This is a genomic window from Rubripirellula reticaptiva, from assembly GCF_007860175.1.
Taxonomy (GTDB): domain Bacteria; phylum Planctomycetota; class Planctomycetia; order Pirellulales; family Pirellulaceae; genus Rubripirellula; species Rubripirellula reticaptiva.
In genome coordinates, this window is the sequence record NZ_SJPX01000001.1 from 1,515,525 (window position 1) to 1,533,732 (window position 18,208).

Consider the following 18,208-nt stretch of genomic DNA (forward strand, 5'->3'; position numbering starts at 1 on the left):
CTTTTTTTGTTTTTGGGTAAGACGTGGATCACGGATGTTTTCGCTAACTGAAAACTCTGTCGCGGCCGGCCGCTAGCGTCGTTTGGCGGGGGGATGGTCGGTGGGTAGATGGGCTTTCAAGGGCGTCTTTCGTTTGGTGGCATCTTGGCGATCAATCCTAGAGTGTCCGTCGAGAGTGTTGGTTGAAAAATTGGCTTTGGGATCTTGTCCCATTTCGTCGGTATCACGGATCGGTTCGGATGGTTCCGAGCGCACGGGTTGGCCATTGGCATCAAGGCGTGGCTTAAAGAACTTGCCAAGCGGCCCCGCCAAAAGTGCTGGCAGCATCACGAGGTCACCAATCAACGCCGCGCCTAGCATCACCAGCATCAGGGTTCCGAAACGCTGAGTCGGCGTGAAAGTTGAAAGCGCGAACACGAACAACCCGAGTCCACCGACGAACGTGGTTTGCGTCATCGCAGGTCCAACGCGTCGGTAGGTTTCGATGATCGCTTCGACTCGCGACATGCCGCGGTCTAAGTTGTCCCGGAACCATGACAGGAAGTGAATGGTGTCGTCGACGGCGACACCCATCGCAACGGAGGCGGTCATCATCGTGCCGATATCAATTTCGATGTCGAAGTGGCACATCAGTCCAAACACCGTCAACACCGGAAACACGTTCGGGATCATCGCAACGATTGCCGCCATCATTCCGTTGCCTAGATTGCGGCCTTTGAACCATCCGTACGGCGGTCGTCCGGGATTTAGCAGCATGGCCATCACGATCCAGATCAACACGAACGCCATCGCGATCGAGTCGGCAAGGCTGACCAGCAACGTTCGCTGGGCCTTGTAGACCACCGGAATAACACCGGTGTAAATCACTTGGATCGGTCCCGATCCATCGATGTCCGGAATTTGGCCGGGGCCAAGGGTGGCGAATACGTTCTTCTGTTCGATCTCTGCTGCATTGATGAAATTCTTGGCACCCGCGAAATCTTCGGCGGTAAAGCCAGCACCGCCTAGCCAAACGATGGTGTCGTATTTGGCCAGCGTCTTCGCCCAGCGATCACTCGCGAGTAATTCTTGGGCGCTTGCAGGCGTGAAGTCATACCACTTGGGCGATTTGATTTTTTCACCGCCCAGCAGTTCGCCAAGCGTGGCCACGAACGTGTTGTGCGTCAGGATTTGAGACCCGTCTTCGGTAACAAGCTCGGTGGCTTCCAGCGATTTCGGCTGGGTTGCTCCGATGATCAAGACCGGCGAACTGTTCTTGGAATCATTGCCGCTGGATTGCGCCAGCTTTCGCATCAACTCGTCGCGAGTGTCGTAGGCTCGCAGCACCGGTTCTACTGCCGTGCGAAGCGTTGAAACAAAGTCGCCATAGTCGACATCCGAAAGCGCAGCGACTCGCAAACTAATCCGCCATAGCTCGCTGCCGGCGTAATTGCCTTTCTTTTCGATCTTTAAATAGTCATTGTCGCGAAGTTCGTCGCCGGCGGCGAGCAATCGCTTTTTCATCAGGCTACGTTGGCTGCCGTAGCCATTGCCCGGTTCGGGCAGAGGCGGCAGGAGCGTGTCCGAACTGGTGGCTTGCCCGACAATGCCTCGGCCCGGTTCCCCGAGCGTTCGGTGAACCACGTGACGAATGCGCGAGACGGCTTCGACTCGTTGCAGCAGATCGAGTGGTTCGGTGGTTTGACCCGTTTTGACTGATGTCGAGGTTGGGTTTTCAGCTTGCACCGACGGCGGCATGCGAACCACCAACTCCATCGGCACGAGTTTGCCAAAGTTTTCTTCTAGCCAGGCATAGTCATGAATGATTCGCGAGTCGGGATCGAACAGCTTTAGCAATTGAACCGACGTCTTGATGTGCCGCATTCCGGCTGCGCAGCCAATTAGCAAGAACAAGCAACCGAACGCAACGATGGCGTGATGGCCTGTGATCCAGCGTCCAAAGCTAGCCCACCACTCGCTCAGTTGGCTTTCGGCAGCCAAGTCGTCGGAATCGTTCTGCTTGGCGTCCGACACCTCGGGTGCAAACGTTTGCAGTGCGGCGGGAAGGTACGAAAACAAAATCCCAATCGTCGCCATGACACCGATGGCGGCGTACAGACCAAAGTTACTGATCGGCGCCAGATTGCTGGTCACGAGCGACACCAACCCGATCGCGGTCGTTAATGACGCGAGCGTGCACGGGATGATAGCGTGGCGAAGCGCGCGACCGGCCGCTCCCTTGGCGCCGCGTGATCGGACTTCGTCGCGATAGTAATTGACGACGTGGATCGCGCCGGAAAGCCCGAGCACATAGACCAGCGAGGGCATGCTAAGCAGGATTGCGTCGACCTTGCCGCCGGTCCACCACACCATCGCCATGCTTAGCATCGCCGCACTGCCGCCAACGATGAAGATCATCACTGTGATCTTGATGCTGCGGAAACAGAAGTACGACAGCAGGATGCCGACGAGGACACTGTATCCGACTAATCGAACCAGCGTCACGCTGCCCTCTTCGTCGATCGCCATGTTGTCGACTGGTGGGCCACCCATCCGCAGTGCCGGAGCGCCGCCAACCGACTCGGGCGGCGCCCGGTTAAAAGGCGGCGGCGCCAATGATGGTGGCAACGCCGGAGTTAGCCCTGAATCGGCGGCCAACTGCAATAGTCGCCCACGCGGTTGACCCAAGACGCCTCGTCCAATTGCATAAACGAGGTTGTCTTTCGCCAAGTCTGTTAGTGTCACCAGCACGCAGGTCAGTCGGTGCGGTGGTTCGACGTCGGCTGCGTCCCAAACCGCGTACCAAGCTTTGGTTTGGTCGTCTTCGGGTGCCTGGGTCAGTTCGCCGATCGAGCCATCATGAAAACTGTCCAGATGAGCCTGCAGCGTTGCAGCGACGATCACGTCAAATTCATCGGTCAGTTCATCTCGACGTTTTTCCGGCAACGCATCGCGGAACGCTTGCGGTGTCCAGTCAAATTGCGGTGGGACGGCGGGCGCAAACAGCGTGCCGGTCAACCGCTGGGTCGCTAGCCGCTTGGCAACTTTGCTGCGGTTTTCTTTGTCGGTCAGGTCGATCGGCCACAGCGGACCGCCTTCGCTTGCCAGTTCGGCGACAATCGAATCGCCGGTCTGAACGGAATGAAATAGCGACGCCGTCAACAGCGACATGTCGCTGTAGAAAGGGTTGGCAATGCGTTGCCCCGGAGCATCCCCGGGTTCTTTGCCGAATGCGGTCACGAAGGTTCCATCAAGCTCGTATACGCCCCGCGCGCGTCGAATCGATCGTACCAGCGAGGCTGGCCCGTTCATCGATTCTTCCCATCGGTAAAGGCTGCCGTCGGGCGTGACGTAGTACCATTCGCCGGCTGGTGTGGTGAGCCATTTTTCGTTTTGGCCGCCCCAGTTCAAATGGTCGCTTCCGGCTTGCAAAAGGCCTAATTCGTTGCCGACCTTTTTGGCTCGGCGATAGGTTTCGGCCAGTTCGGCGGGGTAGTCAGCCGACGGGTCGTAATTGTCGGCTTCATGCTTCAGTTTGCTGGCAAGCAAGGTCAGTCGCTGGTCGTCAACATTGCAGCCTTCCCAAGTCGCCAAGACAAAGCTCTCGCCAGCAAAGTGGTCGGCGAACCATTCCAGTTCGGCAGTCTCGGTGAAATCGCTCGGCAACCAATCTTTGACGTTGTTTTCTTTTTCGTTCAGACTCAATCTGGCCGCGCGAAACGATGCTGGCAGACAGAAAAAGAACGCCAATAGAATCAGCAGCGCATAAGGAATCCCCAGCGGTCCACGTCGCTCTAGTAGGGAAGGCTTGTTCATAGGGGGATCTATCAAGTCGGCTTGTGATACACGTCGGCCAAGCGAATGGGGCCAGTGGTTGGGTGGACGGCGATGGTCGATTCAATTGCCGGTCGCCTAAATTACCGGTCGCTACGTCAGTGGTCTACTTCAATCGGGCTTAATCCGGTCATTGGTGACGATCCGATCGCGTCCGATGTACCAATTGTTCCGGTAGCGTTCAGTTTGAGTGTTGCGTCAGGTGCGGTGTCGGTAAAAACGATTGCTCAGGATCTGTTCCAGCAAAAAAACGATCAATGCCAGCAGCATCGCTGGGGATTGCAGCGATACCCGAGCATTTGCCGCATTGCCGGATAATTCGATTCTCTTCGGTTGGGTGGTGATCTTGTAGCCCTGTGGGCCGAAAATGGTGTCGAGGCGGGATTCGTCGATTCGCCCATCGGTGATCGCCTCGGCCGGCAAATTGGCCGAGAATCCTAGTCCTATTTCCGCTCCACGCAGCCAATACGTTCCCGCGCGGGGCGTTTCGCTGACGACGACCTGCGATGCGAGCGGCGAGACTTCGATTGGAATCGGCGAGGCTCCGCTGGGCGGAAATAGCTGTAACCGAGTTGAATCGTCTGCTGCGACTGTTGCTGACCGCGACGCATCGCTCGCCGCATTATCGGTGGTTCTCGTTTCGTGCCATCGAATCGTTGTTGGGCGGCCGACCAAGCTGGTTGCGTTCCAGTCGCTGCGGTCGGACAAATACTCGACGCACTGCCGAACCAGCAACCAGGCTGGCCACGGGTCGGACGCAAACAGATCGTTCCAGGACCGAGTCGTTTTGACCAGTGCTGGAATTGGCGTCGTCATCACCAGGACTCGGCCCTTGGATTTCGTTGCGGCCGCATCGTCAGGTTGAATCGTTCGTTCAAATAACGCCGGGTGGTCGGTATTGGAATACTGGATCAAGGTTTGATCGTTCGGCAATAAATCGACCTGCCAGTATTGTCGTATTCGAAAATCGCTCCACGGCGTGTCGGTGGCAACCACGTCGGTGACGGTGCTGGACGCCGAGGTCACTTGCATGAACGCGCCTGGATCTGGTACCCGCCAGCGACGGACCAAGTTGCCAGCGATGGCTGATGCTGTTGCGTCGTTGCCAGCGCCTGGACCGAGTGCCACTAGCACTCCGCCACCACCACGGGCATAGTCGATGATCACATTGCTGGTCAGCACGTTGGCAACCGGATCGAGCACGACGACCACGTCGTATTCGCTTAGATCAGCGGCTTCCAAATCGGGTGATCCGATCCGTTCGATTTGAAACTTGTCACTGTTCTCGCTCGCGATCACACGTCCAATCGCTTCGGCTTCGTCGACGTCATCGCTAATGATCAAGACTCGTGATGGCGGCAAGACCGACAATGAAAAGTAGCGGACGTCATCCAGCGGCATCGCATCGTCGCCAGACAAGCGAATTCGCCCGTGATGCGTGCCGATGGGCAGGCTGGGAATCGTCATTAGCAAATCGCTGGAACCACCCGGCTCAATCGTCGCGCTGGTGCGGTCGACGCTGCGCACCGCCGGATAGACAACGACGCCGTCGCGAATGACCGGCAACGACGGATCGGATTCGAACATTTCTAGGTCGACAGCAACTGATCGCGGCGTGCTTGCCGATTTCGAATCGTCGGTTCTGTTGTTGGCTTCTGTTTCGACTCCGTAAATCGAATAGCTCAAAGTCGTTGAGATCGGCGTCGGCACGCCGCTCGCAGGCGTCGCGTCGGCCAAGCGGGGAATCGACAGCGAGCGATTGGATCCTTTCATTGGCCCCAAGTCAAAGATCGACAATCCGATGGGTGAGTCTTGCCCAAGCACGTCGATCAGCCCCGATTCGGACAGCGATTCATCCCAAGTCGCGTCGGAAAGATCGGTGATCAACAGGATTTGGCGGCTCTCGAGATCGCTCGTTCGCAGCAGCCGAGCCGCCGCATCGATTCGCGACGCCAACGGTCCGACGACTTGCCGCGGTTCAACTTGTTCGATTTGTGAAATCGCACCACCGATGTCCATCGAGAACGCTGCGGGGGCCATCGATCGATCGATCACCGCGATTCGGCTGGTTGGCGGCAACCGCGACGCGATCTCTACCGCGATCCCCCGCATCCGCTCGATCCGCGGGCCTTCGGCGTCACGCCACGCGGACGTCGGCGAGTTGTCCATCACGATGGCAAAGGCAAGTGGCTCGTTCGATTCAACTGAAACCGCGGGGCCAGACGCGTACGTGTACGCACCCCAGATTCCGGCCACGACGATTGCTGCCAACGCTCCGCCGGCCAATCCCATCGACACATTTTTGGATTGGCCATTTACGATCGCGACTGATGCCATCGCTAATAACGCCACGCCCAACGCAACGACCAAGGCGATGGTTAGCCAAGTCAATGACATCGATTGGTGGATTGCCGGCCGAGCCAACGCGACCGCGAGCGCGGCGATCGCTGCGATTCGCATGGCCAGTAACCACCACCGCCTGACTTTCAACTTGCTGCGGTTGGTTTCCAGTCGCTTGGTCAGAAACGCGATCGATGGAAAAACGACCTTGCGAGGTTCACGACGCGCGATCAGGTGCAGCACGATCGGAATGATCGCGGCCAGCGTGCCGAAAACTAAGGTGGCGTTGAGGAACGTCAAGACGGATTCGCGGGAAACGGTGAATAGGCGGAAGCACGGATGGCCCGCGTCGAGCCATATTCTACCCGATGTCGGTATTTGCCGAATCGGCGGTTAAGCAAATCGCCCGAGGTCAGGTTCGTTCTGGCGACGTCCTTCTCGACAATCAAAGGATGTTAAGATGGACAGTTCACGCCTCCAAACCATTTCACCGGAGTTCTCTGATGTCACGTCCGATCAGCAAAGTGGCACCTGGGTGGTGGGACTACACGACCCTCGACGAATCGTTGCTTGCCGATGCCGCCAAGTTGACCGCCGAAGACGTGGCCCAACTTTCGCGGCCTGGGTTCTCGGTTCGCGTCATCGACACGGCCGAAGAGTTCTATCTTGCCGAGGCGCTCGAATACATAAACGCTTGGCGACGTTCAACCGCCGATCGGCCGACCGGAATTTGCGGCCCGATCGGTCCCACCGAGCAGTTGCCGTTGGTGGCTCGTTTGGTCAACGAACTTGAAATCGACATTCGCGACGCTCATTTTTGGGGCATGGATGAATGGGTCGACGAGATTGGCAAACCGGTCCCGGCGGAACACCCGCTTAGCTTTGCAAAAGCGGATATGCAAATGTGTTTCGACAAAATTCATCCTCGCCTGTGTATGCCAAAATCGCACCTGCATTTTCCGACGGGTGATTTGGACGCCTATTCAAAAAGCTTTGACCAGATTGATTGTTTGGTGATGCAGGGCGGTCAAGGCGAAGTCAAACACTGGGCGTTCAACGATCCGCCGAAACGTGAAGGCGATTTCGTCGATGCGCCTCCATCCGCCGCTGAGTATCGTGAACTTGCCGCTCGCGTCACCGACCTGCACCCGATGACGATCATTCAGAATGCAAGAACCAGTGGCGGTGGCCAGGTCGCGCTGGTGCCGACCCAGGCGGCGACGGTGGGACCTGTCGAAACGTGGAAATCAAAACGCGTTTCAATCTGGCACGGTGGTCAGCACGACAACCCGTTTGGCATCCGTTTAACGTCGCTGATGATTTCCAAAGGGATCGCCGATTCATCCGTGCCGATGTCGTTGCTGGCCGATCATGGGGATGTCCAGTTCACGTTTTTGCGATCCGGTATCGGTGTTTGCGAAACCGAGATGCATTGATCCGGCGCCCGCAATGTGGGCGGTTTGGATTTGGCTGGACCCGTTCCGCGTGATTTCGTTACGCGTGTCGTCCGGTGTAGCGAAGTGCCCGTTTGATCGCCGCCTGGGCTTCATCGGCGTCGACTTCGATCGCGACTTCCATGTTCATCGGCCACTCGGGGCGAAGTCGTTGGTCAAAGACGGTTACGCCTCGAGTCAATTCGCCCTTCGTTTCGACTCGGCCGGCCATGCCTTCCCATTGGAATAAGTCCGGTTCGACGATGCTCAATAGAGTCGTCGCGTCATAGAGCGGGATCAGTTCGCGGCCGAGTTTTTGGTGGGCCGTGCGGAACGCGAATGGCAGCAGTTTGTGCAGTAACTGGCCCGCTTTGGTCGACTTGTCGGGCAAATGTTCCAGCAGGTCGACACCAAACAAGACTTCTTCGGTCACGTCGAGCGGCACTAAACTTTTCGTGGTCGCCGATGCAAAGACTTCCTCGGCACTGCCTGGATCGAAAAACATATTTCGTTCGGCCACCGGTGTCGCGTTGCCCGGATAGCCCACCGATCCGCCGCTGATGACGACGTTATTGATCATGGGGATGACCGACGGATCGCGGCGGCACAGACGAGCCAAGTTGGTCAGCGGCCCCAGGCAGACCAGCGTCACTTCGTCGGGATATTGGTTTACCAGTTCGCAGATGATCTTCTCGCTCGGCGTCGGGTTTTGGCGGCTCGGGACGTCGAATCGACAATCCCCCAGCCCGTCCGGCCCGTTCAGGTGGCTATCGTCCGAGACCGGAGCATCCGACGGCGGCGTCGCCATCCCAATCCTAGGGTAGCGAGCGGGGTCGAGTTGGTTGACGATGGAAGTGACGTTGCGGGTGGCCTGTTCGGCGTCGACCGTGCCGGCGGTCGCCGTGATCGCCAAGACGTCCAAACGCGGGTCAAATAGGGCGATGGCGATCGCAATGGCGTCGTCAATTCCTGGGTCACAATCGATGATAATCTTGCGGTTCATTTGCAAAGTTTAGAATTATCGAGTTGTTTGAGCGACCCCGAATCTTTTTGACGCAAAAAACTAATTCGAAAAGCCTGCTGCGGTCTTTTGTCTTCCCTTCCTTTCGCCCCAGTGTTCGCCGATGCCTTCTCGTTCAATTCCTGCATTTCAGGCCGCCATCCGACAAGCCACCAGCGGTCAGGATTTGTCCATTGACCAGACCAGCGAGTTGATTGACGCGATGTTGCGGGGCGAAGCCAGTGAAGATGTCGTTGGCGAGTTGCTGTTGGCGCTGCGGGCAAAGGGGGAATCGGTTACCGAATTGGTCGGTGCCGCCCAAGCAATGCGGCGTCACATGACCAGGATTCCTCACCATCACGAGCTCCTGCTGGATACCTGCGGTACCGGCGGCAGCGGCAGCGGAACGTTCAATATCAGCACGGCGGTCGCGATCGTCGCATCGGCCTGTGGCGTAGCGGTCGCCAAGCACGGCAATCGCAAAGCAACCAGTCTGAGCGGTTCGGCGGATGTGCTGGAACAGCTAGGCGTTCGCATCGAATCCGATGCCCAAGGCGTTGCCGAGCGACTCGATTCGATCGGCATCTGTTTTTGCTTCGCCGCCAAATTGCATCCGGCGATGAAGCATGTCGTTGGTGTGCGCCGAAAGCTGGGCGTCAAAACGCTGTTCAACTTGTTGGGACCGCTTTGCAATCCCGCCGGTGCAACGCACCAATTGCTGGGCACTTCATCGACCGACGCGCAAGCGAAGGTCGCCGCTGCGATTGAACAGCTGGGAACGACACGCTCGTTCGTGATCCATGCGTCGGACGGTCAGGACGAAGTTTCCCTCGACGGAAATACGACCGCGATTGAAGTGACGCCCGCGGGACAGTCCACATTACAGTGGTCACCTGCCGATTTTGGGCTATCGCCGGCGACCGCAGCTTCGCTCTCTGCCGCTGATCCTGTCGAAAGCGCGGCAATCATCCAACACATCTTCGCTGGAAAGCCTGGTGCGCCTCGCGACACGGTGCTGGCCGGAACAGCGGCGGCGCTGTTGTTGGTCGGCAAGGTTTCAAACATCGGCCAAGGAGTCACGCAAGCGGCCGAAGCGATCGACGCCGGCTTGGCAAAAACGAAGCTAGCGGAACTTCGTGGCTAAAGGTTTAGCAATCACGGATTGTTCCCGCCCTTTGATTCCGGCCCTTTGATTGCGGCACTCTAAAAAAGTGGCGTCGCGATTCCGTTGCTATCGACTTGCCATGGCGTCCACAGGATCCATGGATCGGTAATCTTCAGGTCGCTCTTTCTTGGCGGAATCACCAGTGTTTCCAGTTCCCAATCTTCGACGCGATATTGTTTGCCAAGTGCTTCGAGTTCTTCATTGAGTTCGGCATCGAGGTCGTGCATGTCCATCGCCAGTTGCTTCAACGTTTCTTCGGCGCGGACGACATCGCTGCGTTGTTGAGCCGCTCGGCTGGCACCTCGAGCGGCCGTCGACACCTTCGACACATTCGTGCGGCTGGCCACTTTGTTGCCCAAGAACGCACCCAGGATCGAGGCGCCGACCGAGATGATCGACGACATCTTTGCCTGGTTGTATTGTTCGGATTCGCGGTCCACACGTTCTTGTGCTGATTGGATTTTCGTGTCGATCGACTTCATCTTTGCCGCGTACTTGTCACGCAGTTTTTCCGTTGCCAAATCCAGGGCTTCGCGAGCCGCCTGTTTGAAGTGGTTGCGAGCTTCCACCTCATTTGATCCAGCCGGCGCATACTCCTTGATTAGCGGGCCCTTGTACAACGTCATCGTGTGGTGACGGTACAGGTAATCTTTGAATTGCTTTTCCAACGATTTGAAGTTCGATGCGCTGAGCAGTTCCGTTGGCAGGTCGCTGAACTTGTAGTCCGATTCCGGTTCATCTGCGAAGTCCGCATCGGCGGGCAATGGCTTGCTTGCTTCCCAGAAATCATCTGGCACGCCGGCGGCGCAGGACACCATTCGTTTCTCGTCGATCCACGTGTCCACGTCGGCGCTGCTGCGGACGAAGTGCAGTGATCCTTCGGCGACCACAGCGGGGCGATAGACGATCACTGAATCCGACGCGGAAACCATGTTCGGGTTTAGAAATTGTTCCGAAACGCCTTGGGGAGCGACCGGGCGAGTTGGTTTGGCGGCTTGGCCGGCGACCGATTCGCCACTGGATGTTTTGGCCGCCGCCATCGTCGCTTTTCGGTCAGCCATTAATCGGCTGATTTGGTCCCGCGCTAGCGGGCCGGCTAGGAACGACATTGCCCAGCGAGTTTGAAAGACGCTCGGTCCGTCGTCGTGAACGTTGTTCATCAAAAACACTCGGTTGCCAAGCGACGCCAGCATTTGTTCCATCTTGTTGCGGTCGAACGGTTGACCTGATTGAACGGACGCCCCTTCGAGCCCCTCAAGCACCCGAGCTTTGTCGCGTTCGGTTTGCAGTCGGCCCAGGAACCAGGTGCCGATGTTAGACAGTCCCTTGTAGTCCAAGTCGACCGGGTTTTGCGTCGCTAGCGTGATGCCCAGCCCGAACGCGCGTGCCTGTTTCAGAAGCGTCAGCATCGGTGGTTTGGTCGGCGGGTTTTTGACCGGCGGAAAATAGCCCGCGACTTCGTCCATGTAGAACATCGCGCGCAGTGAACTGGTGCCGCTTTGCGTTCGCATCCACGCCAGCAACTCGTTCAGCAGGATCGTCACAAAGAACATCCGCTCGGTATCGCTGAGGTGAGCGATCGACAGGATTGACAGTCGCGGTTTACCTTCCGCCGTGTACAATAGTCGCTGGATCGAAAGTCGTTCGCCTTCGAGCCATGTCGAAAAGGCTGGCGACGCCAACAAGTTGTTCAGCGTCATCGCTAGTTTCGATCGATCAGTCGACGACATGAACGAATCCAGATCTAACACACCGACACGAGTGATCGGAGGCGACTGGATCAATCCGATCAAATCACCGATCGAAACGTCGCGTCCTTCTCGCCAGCAGTGATCGAAGATCGATGAAATCAAAATGTGTTCGCGAGACAAAAGCGGGTCGGCTTCGATCCCCAATAGCGTCAACAGACCGGATGCCGCACCGGTGACGCGTTCACGCATCGCATCGCTGTCGCCCAACACTTCTTTGGGCGGCGCATCAAAACTCTTCAGCACCGTCAGCGGCAAACCCGTGTTGCTGCCCGGTGTGTAGACGGCGATGTCAACCGAGTCTTTGAACCGCTGGACTCGCTCAGGCGTTTGTCCCCAGGCCGCAAGTCCCTTTTTCCACATGGCGGCAGTGTCAGTCGCCAATTCGTCCAGCGTTTTTCCTTTGCGGACGGCGTCGGATGGTTCCAGCCACGGCCGGAAATCTTCCGGCCGCATTTCAGGAAACGCAAGCAGCAGGTTCGCCAAGTCCCCTTTCGGATCGACGCAGATCGCTGGAATGCCATCGAGGGCGGCTTCTTCGAGCAACGACAAGCAAAGACCGGTCTTGCCGCTGCCCGTCATGCCGACGCACATCGCGTGAGTGCAAAGATCCTTGGCGTCGTACATCAGCAAATCGTCTTGCAATTTGCCGCCGCTGAGGTCGTAGTGTTTGCCAAGGTAGAACGAGGCAAGTTTTTCGAAGACTTCGGGTGATGGTGCAGCCATGTCAGACAGATCAGTGAAGAAGAAAAGCGAAAGTCGGCGAACTTACAGCTCGATCGTATCGAGCACGTGATACGTTGGGCCGGTCTTGTCCAAGAAGCTGCCGATCATCAGGACTTGCTCGACACCCATGGTGCCTAATTCAAACGCGTCGGCTGCTTGAACTCGCTCGACGACTTCGGCGCTCGCCTTGCGGCTGCCGCCACGGGTTCGTCCCAGCGTCAGCCGAGGAACATAGTCGCGGGGTTCTCGTTTGAACCCCAGTTCGGCCAGATCCAGTTCCAGGTTCTCGACCATTTTGACCAGCGATCCGCTGGGGTCATCGATGCCGGCGGATAATTCGCGAGCCTTGTCGGGCGACGGCAAAGCACGGGTTCCCCCAAAGTGCAAATCAAAGCTCTCGAATTCCTCGACGACACCACGGACCACGCTGCTGATCTTGGGGATATCGTTGGTCTCGATATCGCCCAGAAACTTTAGCGTTAGGTGTAAGTTGTCGGTCGGAACCCATTTGATTCCATCGCCGGATTCCTTCAAGCGATTGATCAAGTGAACCGCGCCTTTGGTGATCTCGCGGCTCAGCGGTATGGCGATAAATGAACGTGTGGTAGACATGACCGAGATGTTACACCGAAACCCTGATTCTTTTCAGCCGCCACCGTTCGTTCCGCACCCGATTTTCCGCGGCGGTCATCTGCAAACGATCACCCCCGTCGGAGGCCGGTCGCAGGAATCATTGCTGAAGTCGCTGGCGCCGACGGCAATTCCCGTGAAAGTCTCCGACGGCGACTCGATCGTGCTGCACGAAGATCTTCCCTGTGTTTCAGATGCCATTGTTTCAGATAACCGAAACTTGGCGGATCCCGAAATGGCCGGCGCCAGCGTTTTGCTAGTTCACGGTCTGACCGGATGCCACGCTGCCGACTACATGGTTCGGTTGGCCGACCGCTTTACTCGTCGCGGTTTGCGGGTTTTCCGGATGGACATGCGAGGATTTGGTGCGGCGACTGATTTGACGCGCAATCTTTCGCACGCCGGACGCAGCGACGATTGTTTGGCGGCCTTGAGGGCGATTGCGGAACGTTGCCCAAGTGGGCCAATTTTCGCCATCGGCATTTCGCTCGGCGCTGGCCAATTGCTGCGAGCGATGGGGCGAGTCGGCGCGGGTCTGGACGCCACGCCAACATGGATCGATCGATTTTCCGGTTTGGCAGCCGTTTGCCCGCCGCTGGATTTGACCCGTTGCAGCGACAACATGCAGCGACTGCGATTGCGGCCGTACAACCGATACTTCATTCGGTCGCTATTGTCGCGAATTCCGCCGGGCGTGCGAGACCGCCACGATTTCGCCGCCTGCGTGGCGGGATCGCGTCCCCGGACGCTTCGCGAACTGGATGATCGGTTCACGGCGCCGCTGAGCGGTTTTGCCAGCGCCGCCGACTACTACGATGCTTCGTCATCCTGTCATGTGGTCGGCTCGATCAGTGTGCCCACGTTGGTTTTGACCGCGGTGGACGACCCGATTGTTCCTGTTGACTGTTTTCGTGGCGATCAGCCGTGGTCCGATTCGACCCGGTTGATGGTTTTGCCCACCGGTGGTCATGTCGGTTTCATTGACCGACGCCGGCGGTCGTGGATGGACGACGTGCTTGAAAAGTGGGTCATGGGTTAGACGGATGTTTTGATGTTGCGTGTCTCCTTTACCCTCCCATTTTTTGGGAGGGTCGGACGCCGTAGCGGCCGGGGAGGGCAATGTTTGAAAACCAATGGAAACATGAGATCCGAGGAAGGCGGTTTGGCCCTCTCCGGCCGCTACCGCGTCCGACTCTCCCGAAGAGAGAGTGAACTACGAATCAAGACTTTTCTCTCGTTCATTACGGATCGAAACGCGAACCACAAACGGTTTCGCGCAACATCGAAAGGCGTATGCACACCTTGGTTCGCACGACACATTCTTTCCCCGTGCGCCGGTCTACTTTTTCATCCAAACCGGTTCGGGTTCGATGCTGTCCGCACAGGCGGACCCTTGGTCTTTGCGGCCGCTGCCTTCGAGGCGGCTGATGATTTCGACGGTCATGTCCGTCTCGCAGACGATCTGGCAACTCAATCGAACGCCAGCTTCGGTGATTTCTCGGACCTTCAAGACTTCTTTTTCGGACTCCGTCATCTTGTTCGGTTCACCTTCGACGAACTTGACTCGGCACGATGTGCAGCGAGACTGGCCTCCACATGCGTGCAGTTGATCCGTGCCAGCGTCTTCGGTCAGGGCTTTGACGAGTCGTTTTCCGGCCGGAATTTCGAAAGTTCCGACACCTTGTACCGTTAATTTTGGCATGAATGGTTTCCTGTGGATTGGGATTAAGGGCAAGATACGCCGTTTCTAATCCTAGCGAAGAATTGAAAACGACAAAGTGCCATCGAGAGAAGTCCCGGGCGGTGGTAGACTTGCGGATTGGCCTCGAGACGCTGTTGCCAAAAAGTGGGCCCGATTGGGTGAATCAGCGTCCTTGAAACGGTGAATCGCGGCCAAACATGACAATACGCAACTTGAATTCTCTCTCGCGGTGGAACTTGACGGTATGGATTTGATGTCCGACGACGCAATCAGTGCCTTCGGTCTGTTGGTGTCCGAAGCGATCGAGACTTTGGTCGACTCGCACGATGGTGGCCTTGATAAACGTGCGGCGATGCTTTCGATCGATTCGCCGACGTTTAGCAAAGAAGGCGGACAAATGGTGTTCGCATTCAAGGTCAGCGGTAATCGCCAAACGGCAGTCGCGGCGTCGATCGAAATTTCGCGTCAGGGTGCCGAGCCCGATGATGAGGACTACGATTTCTCGCCGCTTGGCACGGCACTCGATGCGATCCCGAAATGCCAGTGCGATCCGTTCGCGGCCGACAAGCGGTGCCCGCACACGTTAGCGATGGCGTGGTGGTTACAAGAACAAATGGCGCGGCGTAGTGTCGCAGAAGTCTTTGAGTTCTTGGGCGAATTGGAAGTCGACAACGAAGCGGCCGGTCGCGAATTGGTCGGCGAGTTGATGAAGATCGCTCGTGAGTCGGCAATCGTCGAAACACCGGCCGAAACAACGCGAATTCAGTGGCGGATCGGGCTGCCGCAGTCCCGATATTACTGTCCCATCTCGATCACGCCCTACGAACAACGGCCGCGGAAAAACGGCAAGGGTTGGACTAAGGGCAAAGAGACTCGCAGCTACGACTTGCTGCGCCGCGATTTCAGTAGCGACCCAATCGATGGACGAGTCGCCGCACTGGTCGCCAAACCTAGCTATTCATTCGAAGAAGACCATTTCGGCGAATTTCGCGCCCTGCAAACATTGGTCGGTCACAACAGCGTCGCCTGGGACGATGTCGATGCGGCCACCGTTACCGTGTTGCCCGCCGAGTTGACGCTAACGCTCGAGCCGGTCGAGATCGAAGAGGGCGGCGAAGACGATGAAGTCCACGAAAAGACGACCAAGTTTCGGCCAAAATTGGTTGTTTCGGGCATCAAAGTCAACACCGACGATTGCCAAATCGTGCTTGGTCATGCCAGCCCCGTCGATCCGATCGTCGTGCTGGCAGACCAGAAACACAATCGCTTGGTGATTTGCTCGCTTCGTGACCCGCGGGCCACCCGGTTGATCCAGTTTTTGTTGCGAGCCGATTTTACGGAAACACTTTTGGATGCGGCCGAAGCTGCCAAATTTTCGGTCGGATCAACGGTGGTTGATTCGCTGATCCGAGTCGATTTGCCGCCGCAATTGGCCGGTCCAATCGTTCCGGTGACGGCCGAATTGGTGATGGAATTGCGCCCCCGTCCGGGCGCTGGCGTGTGCTTGGCGCTCGCCATGCACGAACCCCGCTTTCGCGAACTGGCGATTCCTGGCAACCCGCCGGGAATCCTGTCGTGCCTGACCGAAGAAGGTCCGGTGCGATTGGAACGCGATTTGGCTGCTGAAAAACTTTCGGCCGATGCGGTGGTGGCACAGTTTGAACTCAATTCGTTGTCCAGCGATGGGAATTACCGCTGGGTCGCGACGTCGGACGAAGCGGCGCTCGATTTGTTGGCGTCGTTGTATCAGGGCGGCGAATTGACGCCGCGATTGATTTGGCCCGAAGGCGAGTCAATCCGCGTGCGCGGCGAGATCACTCCGTCGGCACTGCGAGTCCAAATCGACGACCGACGCGATTGGTTCGGTTTCTCAGGATCCGTTACCGTCGATGGTCGCGATGTTCCGCTGGCTGATTTGTTGGCGGCGGTTCGCGATAATCGCTCGCTGGTCCAAGTCGGTGACCGCGAGTTTGCCAAGATCAGTGATGCGTTTCGAAAACGACTGCAACAGCTTGGCGATACCGTCGTCGCCGAGCGTGGTGTGATGAAAGTTGCCGATGCCGCTGTGCCAATCATCCAGGAATTGATCGGGCACGATGTGCCGATCGAAGCCACGGCCCGCTGGCATGATTCGATCCGTCGTCTCGAAGCTCTTTCGGATTGGACACCTGAAAAACCGGCCGGCCTCGACGCAACGCTGCGTGATTACCAACTCGAAGGTTACCAGTGGCTTGCTCGATTGGCGTCGTGGGGCGTCGGTGGCGTGCTAGCCGACGACATGGGTTTGGGAAAAACCGTTCAAACGTTGGGCGTCTTGCTCGATCGCGGCCCGGGCGGACCAGCACTGGTCGTCGCGCCGACCAGCGTCGGTGATAACTGGGTTCGTGAAACCGAACGTTTCTCGCCTGCGCTAACCGCGCATCTGTATCGCGATAGTGACCGAGACAAGTTGATCGCCGCAGCGACTCAAAACGATCTGATCGTGGTCAGTTACCAACTGTTGCAACGCGACGCGAAACGATTTGCGACTCGCCAGTGGCACACGTTGGTGCTGGACGAAGCTCAGTTCATCAAGAACTCGCAAACCAAGACATCGCAAGCGGTCCGCATGATCGAAGCAGATTGGCGAATCGGGCTATCGGGTACTCCGCTCGAAAATCACCTGGGCGAATTGTGGAGTCTGTTCAGGACGCTCAGCCCTGGGTTGCTTGGGTCCTGGGATCGATTCCGAAACCGCTTCGCAGATCCAATCGAACGACACAAAGACGATGAACGACGCTTGTCGTTGTCGCGTTTGGTGCGTCCGTTCATTTTGCGCCGGACCAAGAACACGGTGCTAACCGAGTTGCCGCCGCGAACCGAAATCACGCTGCAAGCTGAGCTCAGCAAAGCCGAGCGGCGACTCTATGAAGACGCTCGAGTGGCCGCGCTGGCGGAACTCAGTAGCACTCGCGAAGACGGACAAGCGGGGCAACAACGCATCCGAACGCTTGCCTGGTTGACACGACTGCGCCAGTTGTCGTGTCACCCGCGATTGGTCGAAAAGTCTTGGACAAAGACGTCTGCCAAGTTGGATCTATTCACGGGCTTGGTCGACGAACTGCGCGAAGGCGACCACCGCGCGCTCGTGTTCAGCCAATTCGTCAAGCACCTGGGACTGGTCCGCGAAGCACTCGATGAACGAGGCATCACGTACCAGTATCTTGACGGTGCAACGCCAGCGAAAGAACGACAACGCCGCGTCGATGCGTTCCAAGCTGGTGAAGGTGACTTGTTCTTGATCTCGCTAAAAGCCGGTGGTACCGGTTTGAATCTGACCGCGGCCGACTATGTGATTCACTTGGATCCATGGTGGAATCCCGCTGTCGAGGATCAAGCAACCGACCGCGCCCACCGCATCGGTCAAGAGCGACCTGTCACCGTTTATCGCTTGGTCGCCGAAGGCACGATCGAAGAACAAATCTTGGAACTGCACGCCGACAAACGTGAACTGGTCGCCGGAGTCTTGGATGGCACCGACCACGCAGCCCGCATGGACACCAAGGAATTGATCGAACTGATCCGCGAAGGCGTCACAAGTTAGTTTCGCAGCGAAGATGTTCATTGAGAAATTGATGGATTTTTCTACTTCATTTTTTTCCAATCGCACCC

The 18,208-nt window shown here is 57.3% G+C and carries 10 protein-coding genes; 4 read left to right on the plus strand and 6 right to left on the minus strand.

From position 1 onward, the window contains the following. Nucleotides 1-72 precede the first annotated feature (72 nt). Both Poly59_RS05380 and Poly59_RS05385 read right to left on the minus strand, forming a co-directional pair. Nucleotides 73-3,795, minus strand: coding sequence for an efflux RND transporter permease subunit (locus Poly59_RS05380; protein WP_146532980.1), 3,723 nt, complete (start codon nucleotides 3,793-3,795; stop codon nucleotides 73-75). A gap of 216 nt (nucleotides 3,796-4,011) precedes the next feature. Beyond that, a complete protein-coding gene (locus Poly59_RS05385) occupies nucleotides 4,012-6,453 on the minus strand; it encodes a BatA domain-containing protein (protein WP_186776029.1) in 2,442 nt (813 codons plus the stop codon). Nucleotides 6,454-6,656: 203 nt separating this feature from the next. Here Poly59_RS05385 and Poly59_RS05390 point away from each other — a divergent pair, with 203 nt between their 5' ends. Then, on the plus strand, nucleotides 6,657-7,589 hold the full coding sequence (locus Poly59_RS05390; RefSeq protein WP_146532982.1) for a sugar phosphate isomerase family: 933 nt from the start codon (nucleotides 6,657-6,659) through the stop codon (nucleotides 7,587-7,589). Between the two features lie 58 nt (nucleotides 7,590-7,647). On the opposite strand, the gene Poly59_RS05395 is transcribed toward Poly59_RS05390, so the two are convergent. Next, a complete protein-coding gene (locus Poly59_RS05395) occupies nucleotides 7,648-8,589 on the minus strand; it encodes a nucleoside hydrolase (RefSeq protein WP_146532983.1) in 942 nt (313 codons plus the stop codon). 121 nt (nucleotides 8,590-8,710) lie between these two features. On the opposite strand from Poly59_RS05395, the gene trpD reads away from it, so the two are divergent. Continuing rightward, the gene (gene trpD, locus Poly59_RS05400; RefSeq protein ID WP_146532984.1) at nucleotides 8,711-9,730 is read left to right on the plus strand and encodes an anthranilate phosphoribosyltransferase; all 1,020 of its coding nucleotides are present in this window, start codon (nucleotides 8,711-8,713) and stop codon (nucleotides 9,728-9,730) included. Between the two features lie 59 nt (nucleotides 9,731-9,789). Here trpD and Poly59_RS05405 read toward each other — a convergent pair whose 3' ends face one another. Then, nucleotides 9,790-12,225, minus strand: a complete 2,436-nt coding sequence (locus Poly59_RS05405) for an ATP-binding protein (protein WP_146532985.1) — start codon at nucleotides 12,223-12,225, stop codon at nucleotides 9,790-9,792. A gap of 42 nt (nucleotides 12,226-12,267) precedes the next feature. Beyond that, nucleotides 12,268-12,837: an RNA 2',3'-cyclic phosphodiesterase gene (gene thpR / locus Poly59_RS05410; RefSeq protein ID WP_146532986.1), complete on the minus strand. Its 570-nt coding sequence runs from the start codon at nucleotides 12,835-12,837 to the stop codon at nucleotides 12,268-12,270. On the opposite strand from thpR, the gene Poly59_RS05415 reads away from it, so the two are divergent. Further along, nucleotides 12,836-13,894: a YheT family hydrolase gene (locus Poly59_RS05415; RefSeq protein ID WP_186776030.1), complete on the plus strand. Its 1,059-nt coding sequence runs from the start codon at nucleotides 12,836-12,838 to the stop codon at nucleotides 13,892-13,894. The two genes, thpR and Poly59_RS05415, sit on opposite strands and share 2 nt — an antisense overlap. A gap of 300 nt (nucleotides 13,895-14,194) precedes the next feature. On the opposite strand, the gene Poly59_RS05420 is transcribed toward Poly59_RS05415, so the two are convergent. Next, entirely contained in the window at nucleotides 14,195-14,557 is a 363-nt protein-coding gene (locus tag Poly59_RS05420; protein WP_146532988.1) for a 2Fe-2S iron-sulfur cluster-binding protein, read from the minus strand. Between the two features lie 253 nt (nucleotides 14,558-14,810). Here Poly59_RS05420 and Poly59_RS05425 point away from each other — a divergent pair, with 253 nt between their 5' ends. Next, the gene (locus tag Poly59_RS05425; protein WP_246151397.1) at nucleotides 14,811-18,140 is read left to right on the plus strand and encodes a DEAD/DEAH box helicase; all 3,330 of its coding nucleotides are present in this window, start codon (nucleotides 14,811-14,813) and stop codon (nucleotides 18,138-18,140) included. Nucleotides 18,141-18,208: the final 68 nt, after the last annotated feature.